At 32.0% G+C, this 26659-nt stretch carries 22 protein-coding genes; 11 read left to right on the forward strand and 11 right to left on the reverse strand.

The window, feature by feature from the left end; all coding sequences use genetic code 11:
• The first annotated feature begins 24 nt into the window (after positions 1–24).
• On the forward strand, positions 25–540 hold the full coding sequence (locus QHG34_RS09985; RefSeq protein WP_282630038.1) for an OmpH family outer membrane protein: 516 nt from the start codon (positions 25–27) through the stop codon (positions 538–540).
• A gap of 54 nt (positions 541–594) precedes the next feature.
• Positions 595–1449: a dTDP-4-dehydrorhamnose reductase gene (gene rfbD / locus QHG34_RS09990; RefSeq protein ID WP_282630039.1), complete on the forward strand. Its 855-nt coding sequence runs from the start codon at positions 595–597 to the stop codon at positions 1447–1449.
• A gap of 70 nt (positions 1450–1519) precedes the next feature.
• On the opposite strand, the gene serS is transcribed toward rfbD, so the two are convergent.
• Positions 1520–2788 (reverse strand): serine--tRNA ligase, encoded by a 1269-nt coding sequence (gene serS / locus QHG34_RS09995; RefSeq protein ID WP_282630040.1) that lies wholly within the window; start codon positions 2786–2788, stop codon positions 1520–1522.
• Positions 2789–3120: 332 nt separating this feature from the next.
• Here serS and QHG34_RS10000 point away from each other — a divergent pair, with 332 nt between their 5' ends.
• Positions 3121–3387: a hypothetical protein gene (locus QHG34_RS10000; protein ID WP_282630041.1), complete on the forward strand. Its 267-nt coding sequence runs from the start codon at positions 3121–3123 to the stop codon at positions 3385–3387.
• Positions 3388–3442: 55 nt separating this feature from the next.
• Here QHG34_RS10000 and QHG34_RS10005 read toward each other — a convergent pair whose 3' ends face one another.
• The 3 genes from QHG34_RS10005 to QHG34_RS10015 are packed head-to-tail and all read right to left on the reverse strand — an operon-like array spanning position 3443 to position 6255.
• A complete protein-coding gene (locus QHG34_RS10005) occupies positions 3443–4567 on the reverse strand; it encodes a DNA polymerase III subunit (RefSeq protein WP_282630042.1) in 1125 nt (374 codons plus the stop codon).
• An 18-nt stretch (positions 4568–4585) separates the two neighbouring features.
• Positions 4586–5263, reverse strand: coding sequence for a copper homeostasis protein CutC (locus tag QHG34_RS10010; protein WP_282630043.1), 678 nt, complete (start codon positions 5261–5263; stop codon positions 4586–4588).
• Positions 5260–6255: an isoaspartyl peptidase/L-asparaginase family protein gene (locus QHG34_RS10015; RefSeq protein ID WP_282630044.1), complete on the reverse strand. Its 996-nt coding sequence runs from the start codon at positions 6253–6255 to the stop codon at positions 5260–5262. The genes QHG34_RS10010 and QHG34_RS10015 overlap by 4 nt, the downstream gene beginning before the upstream one ends.
• Before the next feature lie 90 nt (positions 6256–6345).
• Here QHG34_RS10015 and QHG34_RS10020 point away from each other — a divergent pair, with 90 nt between their 5' ends.
• The 4 genes from QHG34_RS10020 (at position 6346) to QHG34_RS10035 (ending at position 13065) form a co-directional block, all read left to right on the forward strand.
• Positions 6346–9144 carry a GH92 family glycosyl hydrolase gene (locus QHG34_RS10020; RefSeq protein ID WP_282630045.1) on the forward strand — a complete coding sequence of 933 codons (2799 nt, stop codon included), beginning with the start codon at positions 6346–6348 and terminating at the stop codon, positions 9142–9144.
• Positions 9145–9258: 114 nt separating this feature from the next.
• Positions 9259–9675 carry a Fur family transcriptional regulator gene (locus QHG34_RS10025; protein ID WP_282630046.1) on the forward strand — a complete coding sequence of 139 codons (417 nt, stop codon included), beginning with the start codon at positions 9259–9261 and terminating at the stop codon, positions 9673–9675.
• A 57-nt stretch (positions 9676–9732) separates the two neighbouring features.
• Positions 9733–11673, forward strand: a complete 1941-nt coding sequence (locus tag QHG34_RS10030; RefSeq protein WP_282630048.1) for a heavy metal translocating P-type ATPase — start codon at positions 9733–9735, stop codon at positions 11671–11673.
• Between the two features lie 174 nt (positions 11674–11847).
• On the forward strand, positions 11848–13065 hold the full coding sequence (locus QHG34_RS10035; protein WP_282630049.1) for an IS4 family transposase: 1218 nt from the start codon (positions 11848–11850) through the stop codon (positions 13063–13065).
• Positions 13066–13114: 49 nt separating this feature from the next.
• Here QHG34_RS10035 and QHG34_RS10040 read toward each other — a convergent pair whose 3' ends face one another.
• The gene (locus QHG34_RS10040; protein ID WP_282630050.1) at positions 13115–13870 is read right to left on the reverse strand and encodes a tyrosine-protein phosphatase; all 756 of its coding nucleotides are present in this window, start codon (positions 13868–13870) and stop codon (positions 13115–13117) included.
• 167 nt (positions 13871–14037) lie between these two features.
• Between QHG34_RS10040 and QHG34_RS10045 the strand changes: the two genes are divergently transcribed.
• Complete coding sequence (locus QHG34_RS10045) at positions 14038–14880, forward strand: siderophore-interacting protein (protein WP_282630051.1); 843 nt, start codon at positions 14038–14040, stop codon at positions 14878–14880.
• A gap of 87 nt (positions 14881–14967) precedes the next feature.
• Complete coding sequence (locus QHG34_RS10050) at positions 14968–15687, forward strand: GLPGLI family protein (RefSeq protein ID WP_282630052.1); 720 nt, start codon at positions 14968–14970, stop codon at positions 15685–15687.
• Between the two features lie 53 nt (positions 15688–15740).
• Here QHG34_RS10050 and clpB read toward each other — a convergent pair whose 3' ends face one another.
• From clpB to epsC, 3 genes are all read right to left on the reverse strand, one after another.
• Positions 15741–18353 (reverse strand): ATP-dependent chaperone ClpB, encoded by a 2613-nt coding sequence (clpB, locus tag QHG34_RS10055; RefSeq protein ID WP_282630053.1) that lies wholly within the window; start codon positions 18351–18353, stop codon positions 15741–15743.
• Positions 18354–18502: 149 nt separating this feature from the next.
• The gene (gene cysK, locus QHG34_RS10060; RefSeq protein WP_282630054.1) at positions 18503–19411 is read right to left on the reverse strand and encodes a cysteine synthase A; all 909 of its coding nucleotides are present in this window, start codon (positions 19409–19411) and stop codon (positions 18503–18505) included.
• A gap of 12 nt (positions 19412–19423) precedes the next feature.
• Entirely contained in the window at positions 19424–20197 is a 774-nt protein-coding gene (gene epsC, locus QHG34_RS10065; protein WP_282630056.1) for a serine O-acetyltransferase EpsC, read from the reverse strand.
• A 333-nt stretch (positions 20198–20530) separates the two neighbouring features.
• On the opposite strand from epsC, the gene QHG34_RS10070 reads away from it, so the two are divergent.
• On the forward strand, positions 20531–20956 hold the full coding sequence (locus QHG34_RS10070) for a DUF2147 domain-containing protein (protein ID WP_282630058.1): 426 nt from the start codon (positions 20531–20533) through the stop codon (positions 20954–20956).
• 150 nt (positions 20957–21106) lie between these two features.
• Positions 21107–22939: an ABC transporter ATP-binding protein gene (locus QHG34_RS10075; protein WP_282630059.1), complete on the forward strand. Its 1833-nt coding sequence runs from the start codon at positions 21107–21109 to the stop codon at positions 22937–22939.
• A 54-nt stretch (positions 22940–22993) separates the two neighbouring features.
• On the opposite strand, the gene QHG34_RS10080 is transcribed toward QHG34_RS10075, so the two are convergent.
• From QHG34_RS10080 to QHG34_RS10090, 3 genes are all read right to left on the reverse strand, one after another.
• The gene (locus QHG34_RS10080) at positions 22994–24223 is read right to left on the reverse strand and encodes a 3-phosphoshikimate 1-carboxyvinyltransferase (RefSeq protein WP_282630060.1); all 1230 of its coding nucleotides are present in this window, start codon (positions 24221–24223) and stop codon (positions 22994–22996) included.
• A gap of 2 nt (positions 24224–24225) precedes the next feature.
• Positions 24226–24552 (reverse strand): nucleotide pyrophosphohydrolase, encoded by a 327-nt coding sequence (locus tag QHG34_RS10085; protein ID WP_135834709.1) that lies wholly within the window; start codon positions 24550–24552, stop codon positions 24226–24228.
• An 87-nt stretch (positions 24553–24639) separates the two neighbouring features.
• The gene (locus tag QHG34_RS10090; protein WP_282630061.1) at positions 24640–26658 is read right to left on the reverse strand and encodes a DUF3857 domain-containing protein; all 2019 of its coding nucleotides are present in this window, start codon (positions 26656–26658) and stop codon (positions 24640–24642) included.
• Position 26659: the final 1 nt, after the last annotated feature.

The following is a 26659-nucleotide window of genomic DNA, read 5'->3' on the forward strand; positions in this document are numbered from 1 at the left end:
TAATATTAATAAACAAACTAGAAAATGAAACAAATTAGATTGATAGCAGTATTTACAATGATGGTTTTTGGTAGCGTATTATCTTTCGCTCAAGAAATTGCTCATATTGATACACAAGCAGTGATTGAATCAATGCCAGCTTACAAAAAAGCTGAAGCTGATTTAGAAGCGTTAGGAAAAGGTCACCAAACTAAAATTGAAGCTTTACAAGCAGAATATAAAACTTTTATGGAAGCAGCTCAAAAATCTTTAGCTGGTAAATCTCCTGAAGAGGCTCAAAAAATTGCTGCAGCTAACAAATACCAAGAAAAAGAGCAAGAAATGCAAAAGAAATACGAAACTGTTGCAAAAGCTGCTCAAGAAGAAATGCAAGCAAAAGAAAAAGCTTTAATGGATCCAATTGAGAAAAAAGTAATGGATGCAATTAATGCTGCTGCTGCTAAAAAAGGAGTTAAATATGTTTTACCTGCAGGTGTTTTAGTTTACAAAGCTGGAGGATACGATTTATTAAACGACGTTAAAAAAGAATTAGGATTATAATAATCAGATAATTAATATCTTTAAGCCACTTATTTTAGTGGCTTTTTTTATATCATGAAGAAAATATTAATCACCGGAGCAAATGGACAATTAGGGCAATCAATTGCAGAAGTGTCTAAGAATTATAAAGAAATCGAATGTTTTTTTGTTACTCGAAATGAGTTGGATATTACAAATGAAGAGTTGATTAATCATTATTTCGAAGATAAATCATTTGATGTTGTTGTTAATTGTGCAGCTTATACAGCAGTTGACAAAGCAGAAGATGATCAAGAGAATGCATTTTTAGTTAACGCTAAAGCAACAGAATTTTTAGCTAAAATCACAAATCAAAAAGGAATTCCTTTTATTCACGTTTCGACAGATTATGTATTTGATGGAACTGAATCTATTCCTCGTTCCGAAGCTGATCAAACAAATCCAATTGGAGTTTATGGACAAACAAAGTTAGATGGAGAAAATTTGGCTTTAGCCAATAATCCTAAAACAATTATTCTTCGCACAGCTTGGGTTTATTCAAGATTTGGAAATAACTTCGTTAAAACGATGCTTAGATTGTTCAACGATAAAGATTCTATCTCAGTTGTGGCTGATCAAATTGGTTCACCAACAAATGCAATTGATTTAGCTGATGCAATCTTAACGATTATTTCGAAAGATGATTTAGTGTACGGAATCTATAATTATTCTAACGAAGGAGAATGTTCTTGGTTTGAATTTGCTCAAAAGATTAAAGAACTGTCTAATTCGACAATAGAAATTAATCCTGTTCCAACTTCTGCTTATCCTACCAAAGCGAAACGTCCAGCGTATAGTTTATTAGATAAATCGAAGATTAAAGAAGTTTATCAACTTAACATTCCAACTTGGGATGATAGTTTGAAAGAAGAATTAAAACATTTGATTTAATTTCAATTTTAATAATATAAAAAAGCTCGAGAACTTCTCGAGCTTTTCTTTTATCTGAAAGATTATTTGATTAATCTAAAATCTCAAAACGAGTATAAGGTTGCAATGCTTTCGGAATTTTTACTGTTCCATCCGCTTGTTGGTGATTCTCTAAAATTGACGCCAAAATACGTGGTAAAGCCAAAGCAGAACCATTTAAACTGTGCGCTAATTGCGTTCCGTTTTCGTCTTTGTAACGTAATTTCAAACGATTCGCTTGGAATGTCTCAAAGTTTGAAACAGAAGAAACCTCTAACCATTTTTCTTGCGCTTCAGAGAAAACCTCAAAATCGTAAGTAATTGCAGATGTAAAACCTGTATCTCCACCACAAAGTCTCAAAATACGGTAAGGTAATTCCAAATCTTCTAATAATCCTTTTACATGCTCGATCATTCCATCTAAAGCAGCGTAAGAATTTTCTGGTTTTTCGATACGTACAATCTCTACTTTCTCAAATTGGTGCAAACGATTCAATCCTCTTACATCTTTTCCATAAGAACCTGCTTCACGACGGAAACAAGGCGAATATGCAGTCAACGTAATTGGTAAATCCTCTGCTTTTACAATCGTATCACGGTAAATATTTGTCACAGGAACTTCCGCAGTCGGGATTAAGTACAAATCATCTTCTCCAATATAATACATTTGCCCTTCTTTGTCTGGTAATTGTCCAGTTCCATAACCAGAAGCCTCATTTACAACAAATGGAGGAACAATTTCTGTATATCCTGCATCTGCATTTTTATCTAAGAAAAATTGCGTTAAAGCACGTTGCAAACGCGCACCTTTTCCTTTGTAAACAGGGAAGCCAGCACCAGTAATTTTAACACCTAATTCAAAATCAATGATGTCAAATTTTTTCGCAATTTCCCAGTGTGGTAAATTGTTTGGTTTTGCTGTTGCATCTCCGTGTTCAAAAACGATTTCGTTATCATCAGCGTCTTTACCTGGTTTAACGATATCATTCGGAATGTTCGGAATTTGATACAAAATCTCTTTTACAGAGTTTTCATAAGTGGATAATAAATCTTGTAACTCTTTTGATTGAGTTTTTAAATCAACCGTTTTGTTTTTTAATTCATTAGCCTCTTCCGATTTTCCATCTTTAAACAAATTACCAATTTCTTTTGCTAATTTGTTGGATTCAGCTAATACATTATCTAATTCAAATTGAGTTTTACGACGAAGTTCATCAACATTTAAAACTTCATCAACAAGATCTAAATTCTTGAAGTTACGTTTTTTAAGTCCTTCAATTACACGATCTTTGTTTTCTTGAATGTAAGAAACTACTAGCATAGTATTTAATTAATTTATACAAATGTATTAATAATTAATTTTTTTAGATAAAGTTTAGATGATTAACTAGTAAAAAATCTTCTTTTTATTTAAAAGTGTTGAATTTATTGTCTTTATATAATAAATATATTCAAAAATATATTTTACAAAAATTTATACAAATTTGTATAATAATATGTAATTAATTGATTATTAATTATTTTGTTTTTAATATTTCAGTAAATTTTGTTACAATGATATTACATTCATTTTACACACTATTTTTTTTAGATCGAAATATCTTTGACAAAGAAAATTAATCGAAAATTATTAATAATTAAAACAATAAAACAATGAAAAAATTTTTCGCAGTAGTTGCAGTAGCAGCTTTATCATTAGGAGCAGTATCTTGTGGAGAGAAAAAAGCAGAAGAAGCAGCAACAAACGTAGATTCAGCAACAGCTACAATTGATTCAGCAGCAGCTACAATTGATTCAGCAGCAACTAAAGTTGATTCAGCAGCAACTAAAGTTGATTCAGCAGCAACTAAAGTAGAAGGTGCAGTTAAAGATGCAGCTACAACTCCAGCAGCTCCAGCTACTGAAGCTCCAGCAAAATAATTTGAACTAAATTCAAATCATATAAAGAAACCACTTATTAGATAAGTGGTTTTTTTTATGCTGTTTTGCGATGTAAATAACGTGTTAACTTAATCGATAAATCTAAAAGTATAATTTTAGAATTACCATTTCGCTCTATATGATACGAAGCTTCGTTAATTTCATTTAAAATATCTTCTATATTCGCTCCATGTATAAAAGGCGCAAACCCTTGCCATTTAAAACCTTCTGCATTGATTTGTAAAAAAACTAAATCATCAGATTGATAGGTTTTTAATAAAGCTTGACGAAAAATCTCCGAACAATAATTCAAAAAATCTTTTTGCTCACTTCTTGACCAGCTTGAAATTTGATTTGACCAATCAATCAAATCCTTTAAAACGGTTGGTGTTTTCGCAGCCATAAATGCTTTTCTTACCCAAGTCACAAAATATTTATCAAATAAATGCTCTTCATCACTCAATTGATGCAAGGCTTCTCGTACATTTCCTTGAGACAAAAAAGCAATATGTTGAGCTTTTTCTGGGCTAATATTTTTCGTTTCAATCAAATAATCTTTGATCGAATTTTGAGCTAATCGTGGAATTTTAACCAATTGACAGCGAGAAGTAATCGTTTGTAATAAAAGATCTTCTCGTTCAGTTACTAACAAAAACAATGTTTTCTGTGGAGGTTCTTCTAAAATCTTCAGTAATTTATTTGCCGCAGAAGTTGTCATTGTTTCTGGCTGCCAAATAATCATAATTTTATAACCACCTTCGTAGCTATTTAAAGCTAATGTTTTGACAATTTCATCTGCTTCATCAACTGGAATAACACCTTGTTTTTTCTCAATACCGAGATGAGTCATCCAATCAGTTAAATTTCCGTAGACATTTTCGTCTACAAAACTTCTCCAGTCATTTAATAAATACTTAGCTAGTGGTTTTTTAACTGTATCTGTCGCTGAATAAGGAAATGCAAAATGTAAATCTGGATGTTGTAATTTATCAACCTTTAAATTGCATTGATTGTTATCAAGACCGCATAAAACCTCACGAGCATAAGCAATAGCTAATGCTAATGTACCAGAACCTTCTGGTCCAGCAAAAAGCTGCGCATGACTTATTCGACCATCTTTTATAGATTGTTGAAGTTTGGCTTTAACTTCTTCTTGACCAATTATGTTTTCCCAAAGCATAAGTCAAAGTTACTATTTTTATTTTTCAGAATTTATCAAAGTTTTCAATCGATTGATTTCTTCGAGATTAGCAATTCCTGAATCGTCTATCATTGCAGAAGAATGGAAGTAAGTCGCGTTTGTATAAGTATCAATTTCTTGAATATTTGTCGAACGTAAACCTCCTCCAGGCATAATAGTGATTTGATTTTCTGCTTTTTTAACCAGATTTTTTAATTCACGTTTTCCGTAATCAACATTGATATCCAAACCAGAAGTTAAGATGGTTGTAAAGCCTAATTCAATTACCATTTGAAGTGAATCTTCGGCATCAGCTGCTCTATCAAAAGCACGATGAAATGTACAAGGAAAAGGTTTTGCAAGTTCAACTAATTCTTGATTTCTTTCAAAATCAATTTCATTATCCTCATTCAGAATTCCGAAAACAAAACCATCGATTCTAAAATTTTTAATCATGATAATCTCAGATTTCATTTGTTCAAACTCTTGATCAGAATAACAAAAATCTCCACCACGAGGACGAATCATCACCATAATTTCTTTATCCGTTTCTTTTCTTAATGTTTTGATATCTTCAAAATCTGGCGTAATTCCACCTAAAGAAGCATCAGTGCATAATTCAATTCTATCTGCAGTTGATTTTGCTGCAACTAAAGCCGATTCTATGTTAAAGCAAGCGATTTCTAATTTTTTCATTTTGTAATAGATTTTCCGTCAATCAAACGATTTCCAGTTTCGTCATAAACCGCAAAGTTAAAGCCTGGATGGATACAAAACGAACCATATTCGCCTTGTTTATTTATTGCGATAAAACCAACTTGAATATTTTGCAAGTCTTTTTTTCGTGATTTTGTTAATTTAATGATTCGATGAATAGCTTCTTTACAAGCATTTTCTGGTGAATAACCCTGACGCATTAATTCTACAACCAAATGACTTCCCGCAATACGAATCACTTCTTCACCATGTCCAGTAGCCGTTGCAGCGCCAATTTCGTTATCAACATATAATCCTGCACCGATAATTGGTGAATCGCCAACACGACCATGCATTTTGTACGCCATTCCACTCGTCGTACAAGCTCCAGAAAGATTTCCGTGCGCATCCAAGGCAATCATTCCGATTGTATCATGATTTTCTATATTTATTGGTAACTGATAATTGGTGTCTTTCAACCATTCTTTCCACTCTCTTTCAGAAAGTTCAGTCAATAAATTTTCTTTTCTAAAACCTTTTTCTAAAGCAAATTGTAATGCTCCGTTTCCAACTAACATCACGTGTGGCGTATCTTCCATCACTTTTCGAGCAACAGAAATAGGGTGTTTTATATTCTCAAGACAAGCAACCGAACCAATATTTGCTTGATCATCCATAATACATGCGTCTAAAGTAACTTTTCCGTCACGATCCGGGCGTCCACCATAACCAACGCTTCGCTCATTCGGATCAGCTTCTACTAATTTTACACCTTGCTCTACGGCATCCAAAGCCGTTCCGTTTTTACTTAGAATTTTCCAAGCTTCTGCATTGGCTTCAATTCCGAAACGCCAAGTTGAAAGAACAATTGGTTTATTAACTTTTTTAGAAGCTGTTTTTTTAGGAGTTTGAGCATTAACGGTTATTTTAGAAGTACCTAAAAGCAGGCTCAGTGCGCCTAAGTTTTTAATAAAATTTCTTCTGTTACTCATGTGGTTATCGATTTCTAATTGTGTTGATAACAAATATAATTCATATTATTGTATGTCTGTTATCAGATAAAACTAAACTTAAAAAAACGTATGAAATCAACTTTACTCACTCTTTGGATGATTATTTCGTCTATTTTTATTCAAGCACAAACCAAAAACGTTGTACAGTACGTAAATCCATTTATCGGTACTGGTGGTCATGGACATTCTTTTCCAGGTGCTACATTACCTTACGGAATGGTGCAGCTATCACCAGATACTCGTGTAGACGGAAGCTGGGACGGATGTGGTGGTTATCATTATTCTGATGATTTTATTTATGGCTTTTCACATACACATCTTAATGGAACTGGAGTTTCAGATTATGGTGATATTATGTTAATGCCAACAATGGGGAATACAAGTTTTGACCAAAAAGAATATGGATCAAAGTTTTCTCATAAAAATGAAAAAGCTTCGGCTGGATATTACCAAGTTTTGTTAGAAAAAGATAATATAAATGTACAACTTACTACAACAACAAGAGTTGGTTTGCACGAATATACATTTAGTAAAGCTGGTGATGCTAATATCATTTTAGATCTTAATCATCGTGATAGATTGGTAGATGGTTCAGTAAAAGTTGTAGACGATAAAACAGTTTATGTCTACAGAAATTCTGAAGCTTGGGCTACTAATCAAAAGATTTTTGCCAAAATACAGTTCAATGTTCCGCTAAAAGTAACGTCTACAAAAAATGGATCTCTTAAATCAAATGAATTTAAAGGAAATGAAATTGCTCTGGCTTTTGGAAAGAAAGTAAAGAAAGGAGAAAAAATTCTTGTTAAAGTTACTTTATCAACAACAGGATTTGAAGGAACAGATGTCAATTCGAAAGAATTACCAAGTTTTGATTTTGCAAAAACGAAAGCAGAAGCTGAAAAAGTTTGGAACAAAGAATTATCCAAAATTGAGATAAAATCATCAGATAAAGACAAATTGACTATTTTTTACACAGCGCTTTATCATACAATGATGCAACCAAATATTGCGCAAGATGTAAACGGAAACTATCGTGGTCGTGATGATAAAATTCATTTAGCAAACAATTTCGATTATTATTCTGTGTTTTCACTTTGGGATACTTTTAGAGCTGCACATCCTTTGTATACGTTGATTGAGAAACGAAGAACAGTAGATTTTATCAATACATTTATTAAGCAATACGAGCAAGGTGGACGTTTGCCAGTTTGGGAATTAGCAAGTAACGAAACAGATTGTATGATAGGTTATCACTCGGTTTCTGTGATTGCAGATGCGATGGTAAAAGGCTTAAAAGGTTTTGATTACGAAAAAGCGTTCGAAGCATCTAAACATTCGGCAATGTTAGATCATTTAGGATTGAAAGCGTATAAAGAAAATGGTTTTATTTCTATTGATGATGAACACGAGTCAGTTTCTAAAACGTTAGAGTATGCTTATGATGATTGGTGTATTGCGCAAATGGCTTTGATTTTAAATAAACAAGATGATTATAAATACTTTATAGAACGTTCTCAGTCTTGGAAAAATTTATTTAATCAAAGCACAAAATTTATTCAACCAAAGAAAAATAGCGCTTGGGATTCTCCTTTTGATCCGCGAGAAGTGAATAATAATTATACAGAAGCAAATGGTTGGCAATACACATTTTTTGTTCCGCAAGATATTAATGGAATGATTGATTCTTATGGAGGAAAAGAAAGTTTTGAGGCTAAATTAGATGAGTTGTTCAATTCAACTTCTGAAATGACAGGTCGTGAGCAAGTAGATGTTACGGGATTAATTGGGCAATATGCACAAGGAAATGAACCGAGTCATCATGTAGCTTTTTTATATAATTACATCGATAAACCAGAAAAAACGAAAGAATTAGTTCATAAAATTCTGAATGATTTTTATAAAAATTCTCCTGACGGATTAATCGGCAACGAAGATTGCGGACAAATGAGTGCTTGGTATGTTTTGGCTTCGATGGGAATTTACAGCGTTACGCCAGGTTCTGGAATTTGGACAACAGTTGAACCATTTTTTGATGAAATCACGATTAATTTAGAAGATGGTTCGAAGCGTGTTATTACAAAAGAAAATTACAAAGAAAATCAATATTTAGGTTTTGAGTTTTTGAAAGATCGTAATGTTCAATCTATTTCAGAAGAAGAAAAAATTGTAACAGTACCTGTATTTAAGAACTCTGAGAGAGCATTTAAAGATAGAACCACTATTGTTTTGACATCTCAAAATTCTAAAGACAAAATTTATTATTCGGTGAATGGAAAGAAAGAACAATTGTTCAAAAATCCAATTTCGATTAAAGAAACTTCTACAATAACAGCTTATGTGAAAAATGGAGATAAGAAAAGCAAAACAATTTCGGGTACTTTTACTAAAAAGCCGAATGATTATGGAATAGAGTTGCATTCTACCTACACTCCGCAATATCATGCTGGTGGACCAGATGGTTTATTGGATGGGATTTTCGGTACACAAAACTGGAAAAAAGGAGATTGGCAAGGTTATTTTGATCAAGATTTTGAAGCTATTATAGATTTAAGAAAAGTCAAATCTATTTCAGAAGTTGATGTAAATTTCTTACAAGATTCTCGCTCGTGGATTATGATGCCTACAAAATTAGAAATTTATACATCAAACAATAAAGAGGTGTTTAAATTAGCTGGCGTTATCGAGAAAGAAGCTAATCCATTCAATGATTCAACTTTTACAGATCTTTGGAAAGTTCAGTTCCAAACCCAAAAAGCACAATATATAAAAGTAAAAGTGTACAATTATGGTGCATTTCCGAAAGGTCATTTAGCAGAACCTTTCAAAGGAAAATCCTATATTTTTGTTGATGAAATAACTGTGAAATAAAATTTTAAAATCCATTTGAATCATTTCAAATGGATTTTTTTATAACGAATAAGTAAAATTGTATAATCTAAACTCTTCGATTTTTCGTAACTTTAGGTTCAGAATTTGAATGAAATGCAAACCGAAGTTTTAACAAAAAGATTAAAAAGTAGAGAAATAAATCCTACCGCAATGCGCTTATTGATTTTAGATAAATTAATGAATGCAGAAGTTGCGTTAAGTTTAGCAGATCTTGAAATTGAAATGGATCAAGCGGATCGTGTGACGATTTATCGTACATTAAAAACTTTCGAAGAAAATAAATTAATTCATTCGATTGAGGACGGAACAGGTTCTATAAAATATGCATTGTGTGAGTCGAGTTGCAAATGCACACCCGAATTTACACATGCTCATTTTCATTGCAATAACTGTAATCAGACATTTTGTTTGAGAAATATTCATTTACCCGAAATCAATCTTCCCAAAAATTTCGAGGTCGAACAATCTTCATTTATCTTAAAAGGAATTTGCGATCATTGTAAATCCTAAACTTTGCAACTTGGTTGCAGCAAAAGCTTCATAATTTTGTAGAATAAATTTTGAATTATGTCTAAAACTTGCTGTAGCACGTCAAATGACGAACACAATCATTCACATGATCACAATCACGAAGGTCATGATCACGACCATGAACATAACAATAGTAAAATCTTATTAGGAGTAAGTTTAGCTATTTTCTTTGCGGGGATTTTTGTTCAATATGTTTTGAAACCAACTTGGTTTGTTGATAATCAAGCTATTCGTCTGATTTGGTTCGCTATTTCCTATATTTTAGTTGCGTTCCCTGTTTGGGGAGAAGCGTTCAAATTAGCCAAAAAGTTGGATTTTTTCAATGAGTTTTCGTTGATGGGAATTGCAACTTTGGGTGCTTTTATTATTGGCGAATATCCAGAAGGTGTTGCGGTAATGTTATTCTATACAATAGGAGAAATGTTTCAAGACGCTGCGGTTGACAAAGCAAAGGGAAATATTAAGGCTTTGTTAGATGTTCGTCCAGATACAGCGCATGTTTTACGAAATGGTAATTTTGAGACGATAAAACCTCATGATGTTGTAATTGGAGAAACAATTCAGGTAAAAGTTGGGGAAAAAGTTCCGTTAGATGGAATTATGATTTCAGATAAAGGAAGCTTTAATACAGCTGCTTTGACAGGAGAAAGTAAACCTTCAACTTATAAAACTGGAGAAACTGTTTTGGCAGGAATGTTAAATCTCGAAAATGTAATTGAAATTCAAACGACTAAAAAATTTGAAGATAGTTCGATCGCAAAAATCTTACAAATGGTTCAAGATGCAGCTTCTCGCAAAGCACCAACCGAATTATTTATCAGAAAATTTGCAAAAATATATACACCAATCGTTTTCTTTTTGGCAACAGCTTTGGTGATTATTCCTTACTTTTTTGTCGACAATTACGATTTTCATGATTGGTTGTACAGAGGTTTAGTTTTCTTGGTTGTTTCTTGTCCTTGTGCGTTGGTTATTTCGGTTCCGTTGGGTTATTTTGGTGGAATTGGAGCAGCTTCGCGTAACGGAATTCTAGTAAAAGGTTCTAACTTTTTAGATTTAATTGCTAAAGTTAACACGGTTGTGATGGATAAAACCGGAACAATGACAGAAGGTGTTTTCGAAGTGCAAAAAATTGAAACTAATCTTCCTGAAAAAGATTTTTTAAACTTAGTTTCAGCTTTAGAAAAACAATCTACACATCCAATTGCAAAAGCGATTGTCGCAAGTCATCCATCTGATTTGAAAGCAATAGAAGTGGAAGAAATTTCTGGAAAAGGTTTGAAAGGAAAAGTTGAAGGAAAGACAGTTTTAGCTGGAAATTCTAAATTGTTAGATCATTTCTCGATTCAATATCCACAAGAAATTCATGATATTGTAGAAAGTATTGTGGTGGTTGCGGTTGATGATATATATGCTGGATATATTACGATTGCTGATAAAATAAAGGAGGATGCACAACAAGCAATTCAGAAAATGAAAGCTTTGGGCGTTTCGAAAACAATTATGTTGAGTGGTGATAAAAATACCATTACGCAAAAAGTAGCGAAAGAAGTAGGTGTTGATGAGGCTTTTGGTGGATTGTTACCAGAGGGAAAAGTTGAAAAAATAGAAGCTTTGAAAAAAGATCAAAATCAAATTGTTGCTTTTGTTGGAGATGGAATCAATGATGCGCCTGTTTTAGCTCTTTCTGATGTTGGAATTGCAATGGGAGGATTAGGAAGCGATGCAGCGATAGAAACTGCAGATGTTGTGATTCAAACAGATCAACCATCTAAAATTGCAACAGCAATTAAAATAGGTCGCGAAACTAAAAAGATTGTGATTCAGAATATTGTTTTGGCAATGGGTGTAAAAATTATTGTTTTATTACTAGGAGCCGAAGGAATTGCCAATATGTGGGAGGCTGTTTTCGCTGATGTAGGAGTTGCGATGTTAGCAATTCTGAATGCAATACGCATCCAGAAGATGAAATTTTAAAATCTGATATTAAATAAAAAAGTGGCTAAAAAGTCACTCATGGTCGGAAGATTTTTCTTCCGACTTTTTTGTTTTTAAACGTAAGGATATTCGAGACAAATAGCTGATTATTAATTATTTAAATTGTTTTTATGATTATTATTTTGTATCTTTATATTTGATAATCAATATGTTATGTCAGTTTTTCAGGATCACAAAATATCTCTCAAACAAGTTTTAGAATTTATTCCAAAAGCTTTGTTAAGCCATCTTTCGGCGACCACGAAAGTGGATTATTACAGCAAAGTGCTGCATGGTGAAAAAATGTTTTACCTGTTGCTATTTTCTATTTTCGACAATGAAAAACTGAGCCAAAGAACACTCGAAGACACTTTTAATGGAAGCAGTTTTAAGGCTTTATTTGGATTGGGTGAGGATGAAAAAATTAGAAGGAGCTCAATTTCAGAGCGACTTTCCAAAATCGATCCCAATTATTTCAAGGAGATTTATGAGCATATGTACGATCGATTTTCAAGTTTTTATTCGGGAACTGAAATCGAAAAATACAATCTTATTCGTGTGGATAGCACCATTGTTTCAGATACTTGTGTGAAATTGAAAGAGGGAATTGATCAAAAAAGTGGTAAAAAACTGGTGAAATTTAGCTTTTCTTTTGACGGAATTTTGCCTTCGGGGGTTGAAGTTTTTAATGGTCAAAAATATTCTTCGGAGGAATCTGCTTTGCCAGAAGCTATTTTGAAACATGCTTTCAAGGAGGCGGATCATAAAAATATTTATGTTATCGACCGAGGTTTGCAGTCAACCCGAGCGATGAAAGATTTTGACGGGAGATCGATCAAATTTATTATTCGCTCGAAAGAGAATCGAAAATTTGAGGAATTGGAGTCTTTTCTTGAAGAAACAAATGTCCAAAAATGGGACAATTGGTTGTTAGTGAAAGATTCAAAAGTGAAGCTTTACACAGGAAAACCTATTCAGAATAAGCGTGGAAATGCGCATTTTAGAGAAGAGAAGGTGGAGACAGCGTTTCGTTTGGTAGTGATTGAAAATGAAAAAACGGATAAGAAGTTTTGGTTTTTGACGAATGAATTTGATCTTTCTGCCAAAGAAATTTCAGATTATTACAGAAAACGTTGGTATATTGAAGTGTTTTTTAGATTTATGAAACAAGAGCTCAATCTAAGTCATCTTGTGTCACTCAACAAAAATGGAATTGAGGTCATGATTTACACCACCATGATTGCTGCAATGTTACTTTTGATTTACAAAAAAGCCAATAATCTGGGGTATAAAACCGCAAAACGACGCATTAAAATGGAACTTAGTGAAATGATTACGGCTATTTTAATCATTTTTGCAGGTGGTGATCCTGATAAAATTTTTAAAACATAAAAAATGGTCGGAATTTCTTCCGACCATGAGTGGCTAAAAAGTCACTTTTTTATTTCTCTAAATATAACTCTTCCATTAGTTGAAGATCAATTCCTAAAATATCAGTTAAATAGTTCTCGACAGATCCAAAATTAGTTTCAATAACTTCAAATGATTTTCCTAAATATTCTGGATAAACTTCAATTAAGTATTTATAATCAGGATTGATTTTTAAGATGTGAGCGTATTTCTGTTCCAAATAAAAATTTGAATCCATATAATCATCCAAAATAGTTTCAAAATCAACTTTCAGAGCAGCTAAAATCATAGCTGTTGCAAAACCTGTTCTATCTTTTCCAGCAGTACAATGAAATAAGATTGGTGTTCTGTTTTTGTGCTGAATAATATCAAAGAATTTTTTGTATTGCATTTGACACGTTTTGTCTAAAACAAAATCTTCATAAATGTTACACATAAATTCTTTTGGATTAGAGATTCCTTTTTTAAATTGTTTGACAAGATTTTCAAAATGTCCAGAAGAAATATCTAAATGAACTTCGTGATTACAACTGTTCGGAATATGATCAGGATTTTTTAGACGTTCATAAGTTGTTCTTAAATCTATAATTGTTCGGATTGGATAATCATTCAGGATTTCTAAATCATTATCTGTCAAGTTTGCTAAATCATCAGATCTAATTAACAATCCTTTTCTTATAACTTGATTTTTTGTATTAATAATTTCGCCTAAATCTCTAAAATTAAATCCGCCTTCAAGTGGAAGATTTCTTTCGTTTAGCGTAATTGCTGATAAAGTATTTTCCATTTTCTATTCGTTTTAGGTAGTTATTTTTTGCACTTAAAAGTTAAGGGTTTTAATTGAGTTGATGATATTAAAAAAAAGATAAGTTTTTTATTTAACATTTTATTATTTTAATTCAATCTAAATTTAGATTATCTTCGCATATAATTAGAATAAATCTAAATAGCCTGATGGGAGAGAAAGTTAAAATCGCGAAAGAAAAATTCATCTTAAAAAAGAAAGAATTTGTAACACCACATCTTATACGCGTTTACTTGGAGAATGATGACGTTTCTTTTTTTGAAGACACAACGCTTGGCGGAACGTGTAAGTTGTTGTTTCCTCCACTGGGAATCCGTGATATTCATTATGCAGAGTATGATGAAAAGAATAAAAAATGGATTTCGCCCTCAGAAAAATTCAAACCAGTTTCTCGTACTTATACATTACGTAATATAGATGTAGAAAATAATCAAGTGGTAATAGATATTGCTAATCATGGATTGAATGGTCCTGGTTCGCGTTGGGCAAACGAAGCTAAAATTGGAGATAGAATTGGCGTTTCGATGAAATCGAAAAAGAAAGAATTAGCTCCAAAAACAGACTTTATTTTATTAGCTGCGGATCTTACAGGTTTACCAGTTATTTCAGCAATTATAGAGTCTTTATCTGCTAAAACAAAAGGAATTGTATGTGTAGAAGTGCCAACGGAAAATGATATTCATACAATTGAAACAAAAGCTAATTTAGAGTTTAAATGGATTGTTAATCCTGCTGTAGGAAATGGAACAGCGTTGCATACTTTAGTAAAGAAACAAGATTTTCCGAAACGTAAAGACGGAAAGCGTTTTGCTTATGTTGCGGGAGAATCTAAATCTGTTAAAGAAATAAAATCATTTTTTAAAGATGATTTAGAATGGAAAAAAGACGAATTTTATTGTACATCGCACTGGAAAGCTGGTAAGGCAGAGAAAAATGCATTAGAAGATTGTCATGATAAAATCGAACAAGAATTATTGATTAAAGTATTTTAATCAACTATATAGGGGTATATAACAAAAAAGCTTCATCTTTTGGTGAGGCTTTTTTGCTATCTTTAAATTTCAAACAAAACCATTTAGATGAAATACTTATTATTGATGTTACTGCCGATTTCTATTTTTTCTCAAGAAAAGTTTAAGGTTGAATATGAAAGACGATTTTTTATTAATTTGAATGATCCCAATCCTGAGAGTAAAAAATTAAGAGAAGAAGTTTTTTCTAAGCCTAAATACATCGAACTTTCTGTTGATAAAAATCAATGTTTGTCGAAGGAAGTGGAGAAGATTGATAATTCGCAAGGAACTAATTATAAAATGAGAGTTATTGGAGGTTTTAAAGATTTAGAAATTTATACAGATTTTGAGAAAAATACTAAAAAAGTTTTACGAGAAATGGATTCTAAAATTTATTCGATCGATGATTCGATTACCCAAAATAAGTGGAATTTGACACGAGAAACAAAGAAAATAAATGGTTACGAAGCCAAAAAAGCAATTTTTATTGACAAAGATTACGAGAATGTTGCTTGGTATTCAACTTCGATAAAATCTAAATGTGGACCAGAGAATTATGACGGATTACCAGGATTGTTACTTGAACTGAAGAGAACTTCTTTGAAAGATGAAAAACAATATTCTACTTATAAACTTGAGTCGATACAAGTTGATGATAAGTTAAAAATTCAAATTTCGAATAAAGGAAAACAAGTTTCTAAAGCTGATTTTGAGAAAATTGAAGACGAATATTATAAAAAAATTGAAGAATCAATGAATCAAAAACAAGGTGTTGATAAAAACTAAAAAATCCGCTCAATTGAGCGGATTTTTTACACATGAATAAAATCGTAATTTATTTATTGATTAGTTCTGAAAACTAATTTATTATCTCCAGGTTTTTCTTCGAAATAATCGATTAAAACCGCATCATTATCATTTATTGTTCCTTTCAAAATTTCTTTCGAAAGTTCATTTAACACATCTTGCTGAATAACTCGTTTCAATGGTCGTGCTCCAAATTGTGGATCGTAACCTTTTCTTGCCAAGTAATCGACAGCTTCTGGCGTAATATCTAATGTAATATCACGTTGTGCTAATTTCTTCGCAACTCCGCTTAAATAGATATTTACAATTCCAGAGATTTGATTTTCGCTCAACGGACGGAACAAAATAATTTCATCAATACGATTCAAAAATTCTGGTCTAAAGTTTTGTTTCAATTCTTCAAAAACCACATCTTTTGTTTCGTTGTAAATTTGCGGAACATTGTTTTCATTAATATTTGCAAATTTTTCTAAAATCGTATGCGAACCAAAATTCGATGTCATAATGATAATCGTATTTTTAAAGTTAACCATACGCCCTTTGTTGTCTGTCAAACGCCCGTCATCCAAAACTTGTAACAAAATATTGAAAACATCTGGATGAGCTTTTTCAATTTCGTCCAACAAAATAACTGAATAAGGACGACGACGAACCGCTTCTGTTAACTGACCTCCTTCGTCGTAACCAACGTAACCCGGAGGTGCTCCAACCAAGCGAGAAACCGCATGACGCTCTTGATATTCGGACATGTCGATACGAGTCATTGCATTTTCATCATCGAATAAGAATTCAGCCAAAGCTTTAGCTAACTCAGTTTTCCCAACACCAGTCGAACCTAAGAATAAGAACGAACCAATTGGTTTTCCTTCGTCACTAAGACCTGCGCGAGAACGACGAATTGCATCAGAAACAGCTGTAATTGCTTCTTCTTGTCCAAGGACACGTTTGTGTAATTCACTTTCTAAATTCAATAATTTTTCGCGGTCCGATTGCATCATTTTCTGAGCTGGAACTCCAGTCCATTTTGATACAACTTCTGCAATATCATCAGCATCAACAAACTCTTTAACGAGTTTATTTTGTTTATTTTCTTCAAGATTATGTTCAGCTTCTTCTAAATTATTTTTTGCATTAACTAAATCTTCAAACTCTAATTTGGAAGCTTTTGCATAATCATAATCACGTTTCGCACGCTCAATTTCGAATTTGATATTTTCGATAGATTTTCTTAAATCTTGAACTTCATCGGCACGATTTCTTTCCGCTTCCCATTTCGAATTCAATTGATTTCTTTCATCTTGAAGATTAGATAATTCTTCTTTCAAAAGGTTCAATTTTTTCTCATCATTTTCACGTTTTATCGCTTCAATTTCGATTTCTAACTGAATAATTCTACGATCTAATTTATCTAAATCTTCAGGTTTCGAATTCATTTCCATTCTCAACTTAGAAGCTGCTTCGTCCATCAAATCGATGGCTTTATCTGGTAAAAAACGATCTGTAATATAACGTGTTGATAATTTTACAGCCGCAATAATTGCTTCGTCTTTAATTCCAATTTTATGATGTTGCTCGTATTTATCTTTGATTCCACGCAAAATAGAAATAGCCGATTCTTCATCTGGTTCTTCTACCATTACTTTCTGGAAACGACGCTCTAAAGCTTTATCTTTTTCGAAATATTTTTGATATTCATTTAAAGTAGTAGCACCAATTGAACGTAATTCGCCACGAGCCAAAGCAGGTTTCAGGATATTTGCTGCATCCATAGCGCCTTCTCCGCCACCGCCAGCACCAACAAGCGTGTGAATCTCATCGATGAACAAAATTATTTCTCCATTAGAAGCAGTTACCTCTTTTACAACGGCTTTCAAACGCTCTTCGAATTCACCTTTGTATTTTGCACCCGCAACCAAAGCTCCCATATCCAATGAAAAAATTTGTTTATTCAAAAGATTTTCTGGAACATCTCCATTGATGATTCGATGTGCTAAACCTTCTGCTATAGCGGTTTTACCAACACCTGGTTCACCAATAAGGATTGGGTTATTTTTTGTACGACGTGATAGAATTTGTAAAACACGACGAATTTCTTCGTCACGTCCAATTACAGGATCTAATTTTCCTTCTTTTGCTAAATCTGTTAAGTTTTTAGCGTATTTGTTTAATGAATTATATGTTCCTTCTGCGTTTTCAGAAGTTACTCTTTCTCCGTTTCTCAATTCTGTTACTAATTTTTTTGTGTTATCGAATGTTACACCTCTATTTTTTAATAATTGACTTACAGACGAAACATCTTTGATTATTGCTAATAATAAATGCTCTAAGGTGATAAAATCATCGTTCATCTCTTTCGCAATTTGTTGTGCAGATTGCAAAATTTGGTTAGACGAATTAGAAAAATGATTTCCTTGTTGACCTTCAATTTTTGGATATTTATTGATTTCTAAATCCAACTCAGGTTTCAACATATCCATTTTTACACCTTGTTTTTCTAAAATTAATGATAACACGTTTTCATCAACATCGATCATTCCTCCTAAAATATGAGCTGGCTCTATCGCTTGATTTTTATACGCAACTGCGATTTGTTGTGCTGCTTGAATCGCTTCGCGACCCTTTATAGTAAATTGATTAAAATCCATAGTTTAATAGTTTGTTTTGTTGTTGCTACAAGTTAATCAAAAAAAATTCCAAACTAAGATTAAGAAATTATTACTGACTTTTTGACCTATTTGCATAAAAAAAGGAGACATTTTGACAACATCTCCTTTCGTTTAAAAATTTTAAGTATTTAAAACAATCCTTCTACTGATAAATAGCGTTCGCCAGTATCGTAGTTAACAGTTAGTATTTTTGCATTTTTGTCTACTTCATTTAATGTTTTAGCAACTGCAGCTAATGATGCACCTGTCGAAATTCCGACAAATAAACCTTCTACTTTAGCTACTTTTTTTGCAAATTCAAATGCTTCTTCTTTTGTAATTTGAATAGAAGAATCAACGATTGAAGTGTCTAAATTAGTTGGGATAAATCCTGCTCCAATTCCTTGAATCGCGTGAGGACCAGGATTTCCTCCAGAAATTACGGGAGAATCAGTTGGTTCTACAGCGATAACTTTTGTTGAAGAATTAACTTCTTTTAATGCTTTTCCAATTCCAGAAAGATGTCCACCTGTTCCAACTCCTGTGATTAAATAGTCAACTCCTTGAGGAAAATCTGTAAGAATTTCTTTTGCAGTTGTATTGTAATGAACTGTTGGATTCGAATTGTTCTCAAATTGTTGCGGAACCCAAGCGCCTTTTATTGTTTCGGCTAATTCTTGTGCTTTTGCAATGGCACCTTTCATACCCAATTCTTTTGGCGTCAAAACAAATTCAGCTCCATAAGCTTCCATTATTTTTCGACGTTCAATTGACATCGATTCTGGCATTGTGATAATCATTTTGTAACCTTTTACAGCGGCAACAAATGATAAACCAATTCCAGTATTTCCCGAAGTAGGTTCTATAATTGTTCCTCCAGGTTTTAGAATTCCAGCTTTTTCAGCATCTTCAATCATTGCCAAAGCAATTCGATCTTTAATTGATCCGCCTGGATTTTGTTTTTCTACTTTAATATAAACGTTGTGATCAGGAAATAATTTATTCAGTTTAATAATTGGTGTATTTCCTATAGTTTCTAATACATTATTGTAAATCATTATTTTAAGGTTTTAGATGATATAATCTTGATGTTGTTCTTTTTTTTGTTTTTTAATTTGTGGCTGATTCTCTTGATAAACAATAGAATTATCCTCAATACTTTCTGTAATCCAAACATTTCCGCCAATTACAGAATTCTCTCCAATAACTGTTGTTCCTCCTAAAATAGTTGCGCCAGCATAAATGGTGACATTGTTTTTGATCGTTGGATGTCTTTTTTTATCAGCCAAATTTTTTGAGACATAAAATGCACCCAATGTAACGCCTTGATAAATTTTGACATTATCACCAATAACAGTTGTTTCTCCAATTACAATTCCTGTACCATGATCTATATAAAAATTTTTACCAATTGTTGCTCCAGGATGTATGTCAATTCCTGTTTTAGAATGCGAATATTCAGAGAAGAAACGCGGAAGAATAGGAGTGTTTAATTTATAAAGAATGTTTGCTAAACGATGAATTGCAATTGCAAAAAAACCTGGATAAGCCAAAATAATTTCGATTTCTGATTTCGAAGCAGGATCATTTGAATAGAATACAAAAATTAATTCCTCTAACTCCTGTCTAAGTTTTGCAAATTGATCAAAAAAGTAAAGACTTATTTGGTTCGATTTTTCCTCAGGAACAATTTTTAATAAAATAGAATTAAATTGATTAAGTAAATCCTCTTTCTTGTAAGAAGGATTTGGTTGTTGAAAAATCTCATCATAAATAATGGATTCAATCAACGGTTCTAATTCTTGTTTTTTAAAAGGTAAACTATAACGTGTTAGTTGGATCATTTTGTATATCTATAAACTCTATAAAAATAGTAGACAAATATAAAAATTATTTTAATCTTGTCTACCTTTTTTCAATTAATTTTGAGTATTTCTTAATTATAGATTCAATTAATTTGTCTGTCGAGGAGTAATGTAGTACACTAAAATGACTTTTTAAAATAAAAATCATGTAATTTTATTTAAAACAGAGTTTTGAAAAATTGTATTGATAATTAATGTGTTAAATTGATATTTATAAGAAAAAATGATTATTTTTATAAAAAATAAAGCATAGTGTTTTGTTTACACTAAAAAAGATTTATTTTAGTGAAATAATTTTTAAAGGATAAAAATATGAAAAAATCAATTTTATTCGGATTATTCTTTATGTTGACATCTTTAATGTATGCGCAATCACCAGTTGGGACATGGAAAACAATTGATGACGAAACGAAACAGGCGAAGTCTTACGTAGAGATTTTCGAGAAAGATGGAAAACTTTATGGTAAAGTCACAAAGATTTTAACAAAAGGAAAAGAAAATGCTAAATGTACAGATTGTTCAGGAGCATTAAAAAATAAACCAATTTTAGGAATGCAAATTCTTTCTGCGATGAAAAAAGATGGAAAAGAATGGAACGGAGGAAAAATCTTAGATCCTAATTCTGGAAAGGAATACAAAGCAAAAATGTCTCTTAACGGAAATGATAAATTAGACGTAAGAGGTTTTATCGGGATTTCTCTTGTAGGAAGAACGCAGACTTGGCAACGAGTTAAATAAAAATCAAAACAAAAACGAAAAGGTTACTCTGAGTAATCAAACCCACAAAAATTTACTCTATAATGACTATTTCTAAAAAGAATAGTCATTATTTTTTTTGCTTAAATTTGTAGCTTCAAAACAAAAGTTTTGATTTTCTAAAATAAATTAATGAGTTTAACTAAAAGAGCGTTTGCATACGCCAAACCATATAGAAGTTCGTTTGTAACAGCGATTATATTCAATTTACTTTATGCACTTTTCAACGTAATTGCGTTGGCATTTATGATGCCTATTTTGGGTGTTTTGTTTGGAGAAAAAACGTCTGGAATAATTGCTAAACCAGTTTACTCGGGAAATTTAGGTGATTTGAAGCAGTTTTTTTCTGATTATTCTGCCTATTATATGAATGAGGTTTCTCAAACTGAAGGTCCAGTTTATGTATTAGCCATTTCGTGTGTTGTATTTATTGTAGCTTTTTTATTTCGAAATATTTTCAGCTTTTTATCCGAAACTTGTTTAGTTGATTTACGTTCGGGGGTTACACGCGATTTGCGAGTAGATATTCACAACAAAATTATCGATTTGCCAGTTGCTTATTTTACCGAAAAACGAAAAGGAGATATGATTAATCGTATTTCAAGTGATGTGAATGAAGTGGAATCTAACATTTTAAATTCGATTGTAGAAATTGTTCGTTCGCCAATTATGATTATTGTTTTTGTAGTTGTTTTATTTACAGTAAGTTATCAATTGACGATTTTTGCTATTTTGGTTTTTCCAATTATGGGAACAATTATTTCGTTGATTGGTAAAAGCTTGAAAAAAGCTGCAGAACATGCGCAAGATGAACTATCAAATATTATTACATATGTTGATGAAACCTTGACTTCGCTTAAGATTATTAAAATTTTCAATGCAGAAGATCAAGTAAAAGGTCGATTTGATTCGTCAATTAATCGTTATCGAAAATATCTTCAAAAAGTAATGAAAAAACGAGCGTTGGCATCGCCAACAAGTGAGTTTTTAGGAGCGATAACAATTGGTCTAATTGTATTTTTTGGAGGAAAATTATCTTTGGAAGGAAATGGATTAACGGGTTCACAGTTTATCTTTTATATCGCAACATTTTATACATTATTAGATCCTATCAAGCGTTTTTCTAAGGCTTTATCAGATGTGCAAAAAGGAGAAGTTTCTGCAAAAAGAATTTTTGATGTTTTGGATGCAGATGTTTCCATTAAAGATGTTCCAAATGCAAAAGGAATTGAAGCTTTTGAAGATAAAATTGAGTTCAAAAATGTAACGTTTGCTTATGGAGAGCATGATGTGATTACTGATTTTAATTTAACGATTAATAAAGGAGAAACAGTTGCTTTAGTTGGTCAATCAGGTTCAGGTAAATCGACTTTAGCCAATTTAATTACGCGTTTTTGGGATGTGAAATCTGGTCAAATTTTAATTGATGGAATAGATATTAAACATATAAAATTACATGATTATCGCTTGTTATTTGGTTTGGTAACGCAAGATTCTATTTTATTTAATGATACAATTTTCAACAATATTTCATTGGGAGATAAAGCTCCAAATCTACAAAAAGTAGAACATGCGGCGCAAATTGCAAATGCTGAAGAGTTTATTGTAAAAATGCCGGAGAAATACGAGGAATCAGTAGGTGAGGGCGGTAGCAAGCTTTCTGGTGGACAAAAACAACGTGTAAGTATTGCGCGTGCCGTTTATAAAAACCCACCGATTATGGTGTTGGACGAGGCGACTTCTGCTTTGGATACAAAATCTGAAAAACTGGTTCAAGTTGCTCTAAATAATATGATGCAAAACAGAACTTCTTTGGTTATTGCGCACCGTTTATCAACGATTCAGAGTGCAGATAAAATTGTGGTAATGGAAGCTGGAAAAATTATTGAAGAAGGAAATCATCATTTGCTTATCGAGAAAAAAGGTGTTTACGCGAATTTGGTAAACATGCAAAATTTTGAATAAAATTATCTTTATAACATAAAAAAATCCGCTTAAAAAGCGGATTTTTTGTTTATATTAAATTGATTTAATTTCAAAACCTAATTGTTTCCAATCTTCCCAAAATGTTGGATATGACTTTTCTACCACCATTTCATTCTCAATTTTAATTGGGTAAATTTGAGACAAAGGCGCCATACACATTGCCATTCTATGATCATTGTAAGTCGCTAAAGTTGGTGTTTCTTCAAAATGATTATAACCTTCAATTGTTAAAGAATCGTTGGTAATTGTAATAATTGCTCCAAATTTTTCTAACTCATTTTTAAGTGCAACTAAACGATCAGTTTCTTTAATTTTTAATGTTTCTAAACCGGTTAAATGACATTTTACTTTCAATCCTACACAAGTTGCAGCAATGGTTTGCGCAATATCTGGTGTGTTGATTAAATTTAATTCGATGATAGATTTTGGAATGAAATTTTCTTCATTTTTCAATGATAAAAATCCATTTTCGAAACTTGAAATTACACCGAAATTATCTGCATAAATATGTTGTAAAGCTGAATCTCCTTGCAAAGAATCTTCGAAATAAGTTGAAATTTTCACTTCAGAATTCTGTGATAAAGCAATCAAACTATAATAATATGAAGCTGAGCTCCAATCTGATTCTACTTGTAAATTTTGCGCTTTAATATTTTCTGTAAATGGAATTTTGATTGTATTTCCTTCGAAAATAGCTTCAATTCCAACTTTATTCAACAATTGAATTGTCATTTGAATATAAGGAACAGAAATAATTTTTCCATCCAAATTAATTGTCAAACCATTTTCTAATTTCGTCCCGATTAAACACAAAGCAGTAATGTATTGCGAACTAATATTAGAAGGTATTGTAATTGAATTTTTCGTTAATTTTTTTCCAACAATTGATAAAGGTGGAAAACCTTCATTTTCTTGATACGAAATTTCTGCACCCAACTCATTCAAGGCATCAACCAAAACTTTTATTGGGCGTTGTTTCATTCTTTCAGAGCCCGTTAACGTTACTTTTCGCCCATCTTGAATAGAAAAATAAGCCGTCAAAAATCGCATTGCTGTTCCCGCATGGTGAATGTCAATTAAGTCCGTTTTGTTTGCCAGAGCTTTTTGCATTAATTGAGAATCTTCAGAATTTGAAACATTTTCTAATGTCAAAACATTCTCAAATAATTGATTCAATAATAATAAACGATTGCTCTCGCTTTTAGATCCTGTGATGGCTAATTGATTGTTTATCGGAGATTTTAGAGCAGAAATTTCAATCATATTTATTTTAATTTATCATTATTTTGATGACGATCGTGATCACGTTTTGTTTTATAATCTAATTTTTTATAAAAAGCTGATTCCAAATCAACTCCTGTTTGATTTGCTAAACAAAGCGCTACAAAAATAACATCAGCCAATTCTTCGCCTAGATCTTTGTTTTTGTCTGATTCTTTCTCTGATTGTTCACCATAACGACGAGCAATAATACGTGCAACCTCTCCAACTTCTTCTGTTAATTGTGCCATATTTGTTAACTCGTTAAAATAACGAACACCATGTTCTTTTATCCAATTATCAACGTCTAATTGTGCTTGTTTAAGACTCATTTTATTAAAATTTGTTGATGTAAATGTACAAAAATAAAAAGCCAACTCACGTTAGGAGTTGGCTTTATTAGTGGTTTCGAAATTATTTTATTTTTTTACTAAAATTACCTGCTGACTTTCTGAATTAATGATGTTTGTTAAAAATTCTTTCAGTGATTTGTAATATTGAGGAGGCAGAACGCTATAAGGCATAATCTTTTTTGTTTGCGCTATAATGTAACCATCCTTTTCAATTACTTTAGAACCATATCCACCAGTGTTATCTGGCATTGATAATTGCTTTTCAGTTGGTAAAGATTCTACTTTATAACCTTCTGGGATTTTAATTTTGACTGTATTTGTATTACTAATTGGCGCACCAAACTCGATATTATAATTACGTTGATCTAAATTTAGATGATGTTTAGTATTTGCAATAAACAAAAATGGGTTGAATAGGATTTTATTTCCTGCAACATCAGCTTTTACATCACTAAATTTGAATTGATGACGAATTAAATCTTTTTTGTTGTCTTGTGTTTTGAAATCTGAAATTTCAAAATTATAATCCTCAGTGTATTCTTTTTCGAAAGCTTTAGGATCATTTGTTATTTCATTTAAATCATACATGTAAAAATAATTATCTCTAACGCTAGCATAAGTACCCGTAATACTTCCGTCAGCAGTTAATTCTGCTGTGATCGTTTTGTTATCTGATGTTTCGACAGAATTACGAAGCGGAATTTCTTTTATTCCTTTACTAGTAACCATAAATCCTCTATCGTTTATTGCACGAATTGGAAGCAGATTGATTTGAGAGTTTTTGTCTGTTGCGTCCATTAGGTAAAAATCTTCCCCCATTGAAACTCCAACAATCACATAATTTAGTTTGCTTCGCGATGGAAAAGAATAATTTAACACACCGTTTTGTACTGTACTCAAAACAATTGGATTAGCATCTATACCAGCTTTTTTAAGCATTGATGTTAACATTAAGTTGATATCAGCTGTATTTCCAGATTTTTCATTAAACGCTTTTCTCAAACCTTTGTCAGTGTATTCTCCGTAATAATCATTCCAAGTCATATTATTTTTTACGTAGTTAAAAATAGCAAGCATTTTATCTACAGGTGTTGATTTTCCTGCTATAGTAGTATTTACAGCTTCATCTAAGAATCCATTACCATTCAATTCACGACCAAAACTTTCATGATCCATTAAATCTTTACCAATTTGTTCCCAAGTTGTTGAATAATTCTCTGAAGCTCTTCCTGGAGCAACAAACGAAGCTAGCTCAAAATTGATACTCGATAACATATTGCGAGGATTTAAAACATATGCTTCGTTAGCATAAGTTGGTAAGTTTGATAAGGAATATGTTTGAGTGTTAATTTTTAATTTTTGACTACTTGATGTTGCTCCTTGATTACCCATATCTCCACCAAATGATGTAACGCCTCTGTTACCAAATGAAGTACTTGAATAAGTGTCCTCTTTAGAATTAGTTGTTACTTTTGGCGCAAAGCTTCCTCTTAAATCTTGTTGAAAGTTGAAAAACTCTTGGCTTTGCATCGTTAGATTACTCTTTACAACTGGAATTGACTGCTGAAAATACCAAGTATCTGTTTGATTGACAAATGGAGAAAGGACTTCGTAAGAATATTCTAAAATTGAACCATTTTTTACATTTGGAAATGTAAACGTTTGTTTGTCCATAAAACGATGAACTTTTTCTTGAAAAATATCTTTTTTCTCAACTTTCTGTTCAACTATTTTTCCGTTGTCAAGGTTGTAAGTAACCGCTTTTAGAGATAATATTTTTTCATAATCTCCCGTTGCATTTTTTCTTAATGGAATTTCAATTTTTAAAACGTCATCAGGTGTTTTGTCTTTATCAAAAACTATGACTCTGTAAAAAACACGCTTTGTTTGTTCTACTCCTCCTTGTGATGTATTGAAACTGACTTTATAATTACCGTCTGCATATAAAACTTCTGCCGGAGCATCCGTTTGTATTGTACTTTTTGTTTTCTCAAAATCTTGTTTTGATATTTTACCAAATTTCACATCTTGTGCAAAACTTGATACTGTCGCTATAGTAGCTACAATTGTAAAGATTGTTTTCATA

Origin of the sequence: Empedobacter sedimenti, from assembly GCF_030005555.1 — a bacterium.
GTDB lineage: Bacteria > Bacteroidota > Bacteroidia > Flavobacteriales > Weeksellaceae > Empedobacter > Empedobacter sedimenti.

What these genes read in the sequence shown, in the direction of transcription:
- QHG34_RS10090 (WP_282630061.1), bottom strand. Translation starts at nt 26,658, where the DNA reads ATGAAAACAATCTTTACAATTGTAGCTACTATAGCGACAGTATCAAGT.
- QHG34_RS10080 (WP_282630060.1), bottom strand. Translation starts at nt 24,223, where the DNA reads ATGATTGAAATTTCTGCTCTAAAATCTCCGATAAACAATCAATTAGCC.
- QHG34_RS10020 (WP_282630045.1), top strand. Translation starts at nt 6,346, where the DNA reads ATGAAATCAACTTTACTCACTCTTTGGATGATTATTTCGTCTATTTTT.
- rfbD (WP_282630039.1), top strand. Translation starts at nt 595, where the DNA reads ATGAAGAAAATATTAATCACCGGAGCAAATGGACAATTAGGGCAATCA.
- QHG34_RS10015 (WP_282630044.1), bottom strand. Translation starts at nt 6,255, where the DNA reads ATGAGTAACAGAAGAAATTTTATTAAAAACTTAGGCGCACTGAGCCTG.
- QHG34_RS10010 (WP_282630043.1), bottom strand. Translation starts at nt 5,263, where the DNA reads ATGAAAAAATTAGAAATCGCTTGCTTTAACATAGAATCGGCTTTAGTT.
- clpB (WP_282630053.1), bottom strand. Translation starts at nt 18,353, where the DNA reads ATGGATTTTAATCAATTTACTATAAAGGGTCGCGAAGCGATTCAAGCA.
- serS (WP_282630040.1), bottom strand. Translation starts at nt 2,788, where the DNA reads ATGCTAGTAGTTTCTTACATTCAAGAAAACAAAGATCGTGTAATTGAA.
- QHG34_RS10070 (WP_282630058.1), top strand. Translation starts at nt 20,531, where the DNA reads ATGAAAAAATCAATTTTATTCGGATTATTCTTTATGTTGACATCTTTA.
- QHG34_RS10050 (WP_282630052.1), top strand. Translation starts at nt 14,968, where the DNA reads ATGAAATACTTATTATTGATGTTACTGCCGATTTCTATTTTTTCTCAA.
- QHG34_RS10035 (WP_282630049.1), top strand. Translation starts at nt 11,848, where the DNA reads ATGTCAGTTTTTCAGGATCACAAAATATCTCTCAAACAAGTTTTAGAA.
- QHG34_RS10005 (WP_282630042.1), bottom strand. Translation starts at nt 4,567, where the DNA reads ATGCTTTGGGAAAACATAATTGGTCAAGAAGAAGTTAAAGCCAAACTT.
- cysK (WP_282630054.1), bottom strand. Translation starts at nt 19,411, where the DNA reads ATGATTTACAATAATGTATTAGAAACTATAGGAAATACACCAATTATT.
- QHG34_RS10030 (WP_282630048.1), top strand. Translation starts at nt 9,733, where the DNA reads ATGTCTAAAACTTGCTGTAGCACGTCAAATGACGAACACAATCATTCA.
- epsC (WP_282630056.1), bottom strand. Translation starts at nt 20,197, where the DNA reads ATGATCCAACTAACACGTTATAGTTTACCTTTTAAAAAACAAGAATTA.
- QHG34_RS10025 (WP_282630046.1), top strand. Translation starts at nt 9,259, where the DNA reads ATGCAAACCGAAGTTTTAACAAAAAGATTAAAAAGTAGAGAAATAAAT.
- QHG34_RS10085 (WP_135834709.1), bottom strand. Translation starts at nt 24,552, where the DNA reads ATGAGTCTTAAACAAGCACAATTAGACGTTGATAATTGGATAAAAGAA.
- QHG34_RS10045 (WP_282630051.1), top strand. Translation starts at nt 14,038, where the DNA reads ATGGGAGAGAAAGTTAAAATCGCGAAAGAAAAATTCATCTTAAAAAAG.
- QHG34_RS09985 (WP_282630038.1), top strand. Translation starts at nt 25, where the DNA reads ATGAAACAAATTAGATTGATAGCAGTATTTACAATGATGGTTTTTGGT.
- QHG34_RS10040 (WP_282630050.1), bottom strand. Translation starts at nt 13,870, where the DNA reads ATGGAAAATACTTTATCAGCAATTACGCTAAACGAAAGAAATCTTCCA.
- QHG34_RS10000 (WP_282630041.1), top strand. Translation starts at nt 3,121, where the DNA reads ATGAAAAAATTTTTCGCAGTAGTTGCAGTAGCAGCTTTATCATTAGGA.
- QHG34_RS10075 (WP_282630059.1), top strand. Translation starts at nt 21,107, where the DNA reads ATGAGTTTAACTAAAAGAGCGTTTGCATACGCCAAACCATATAGAAGT.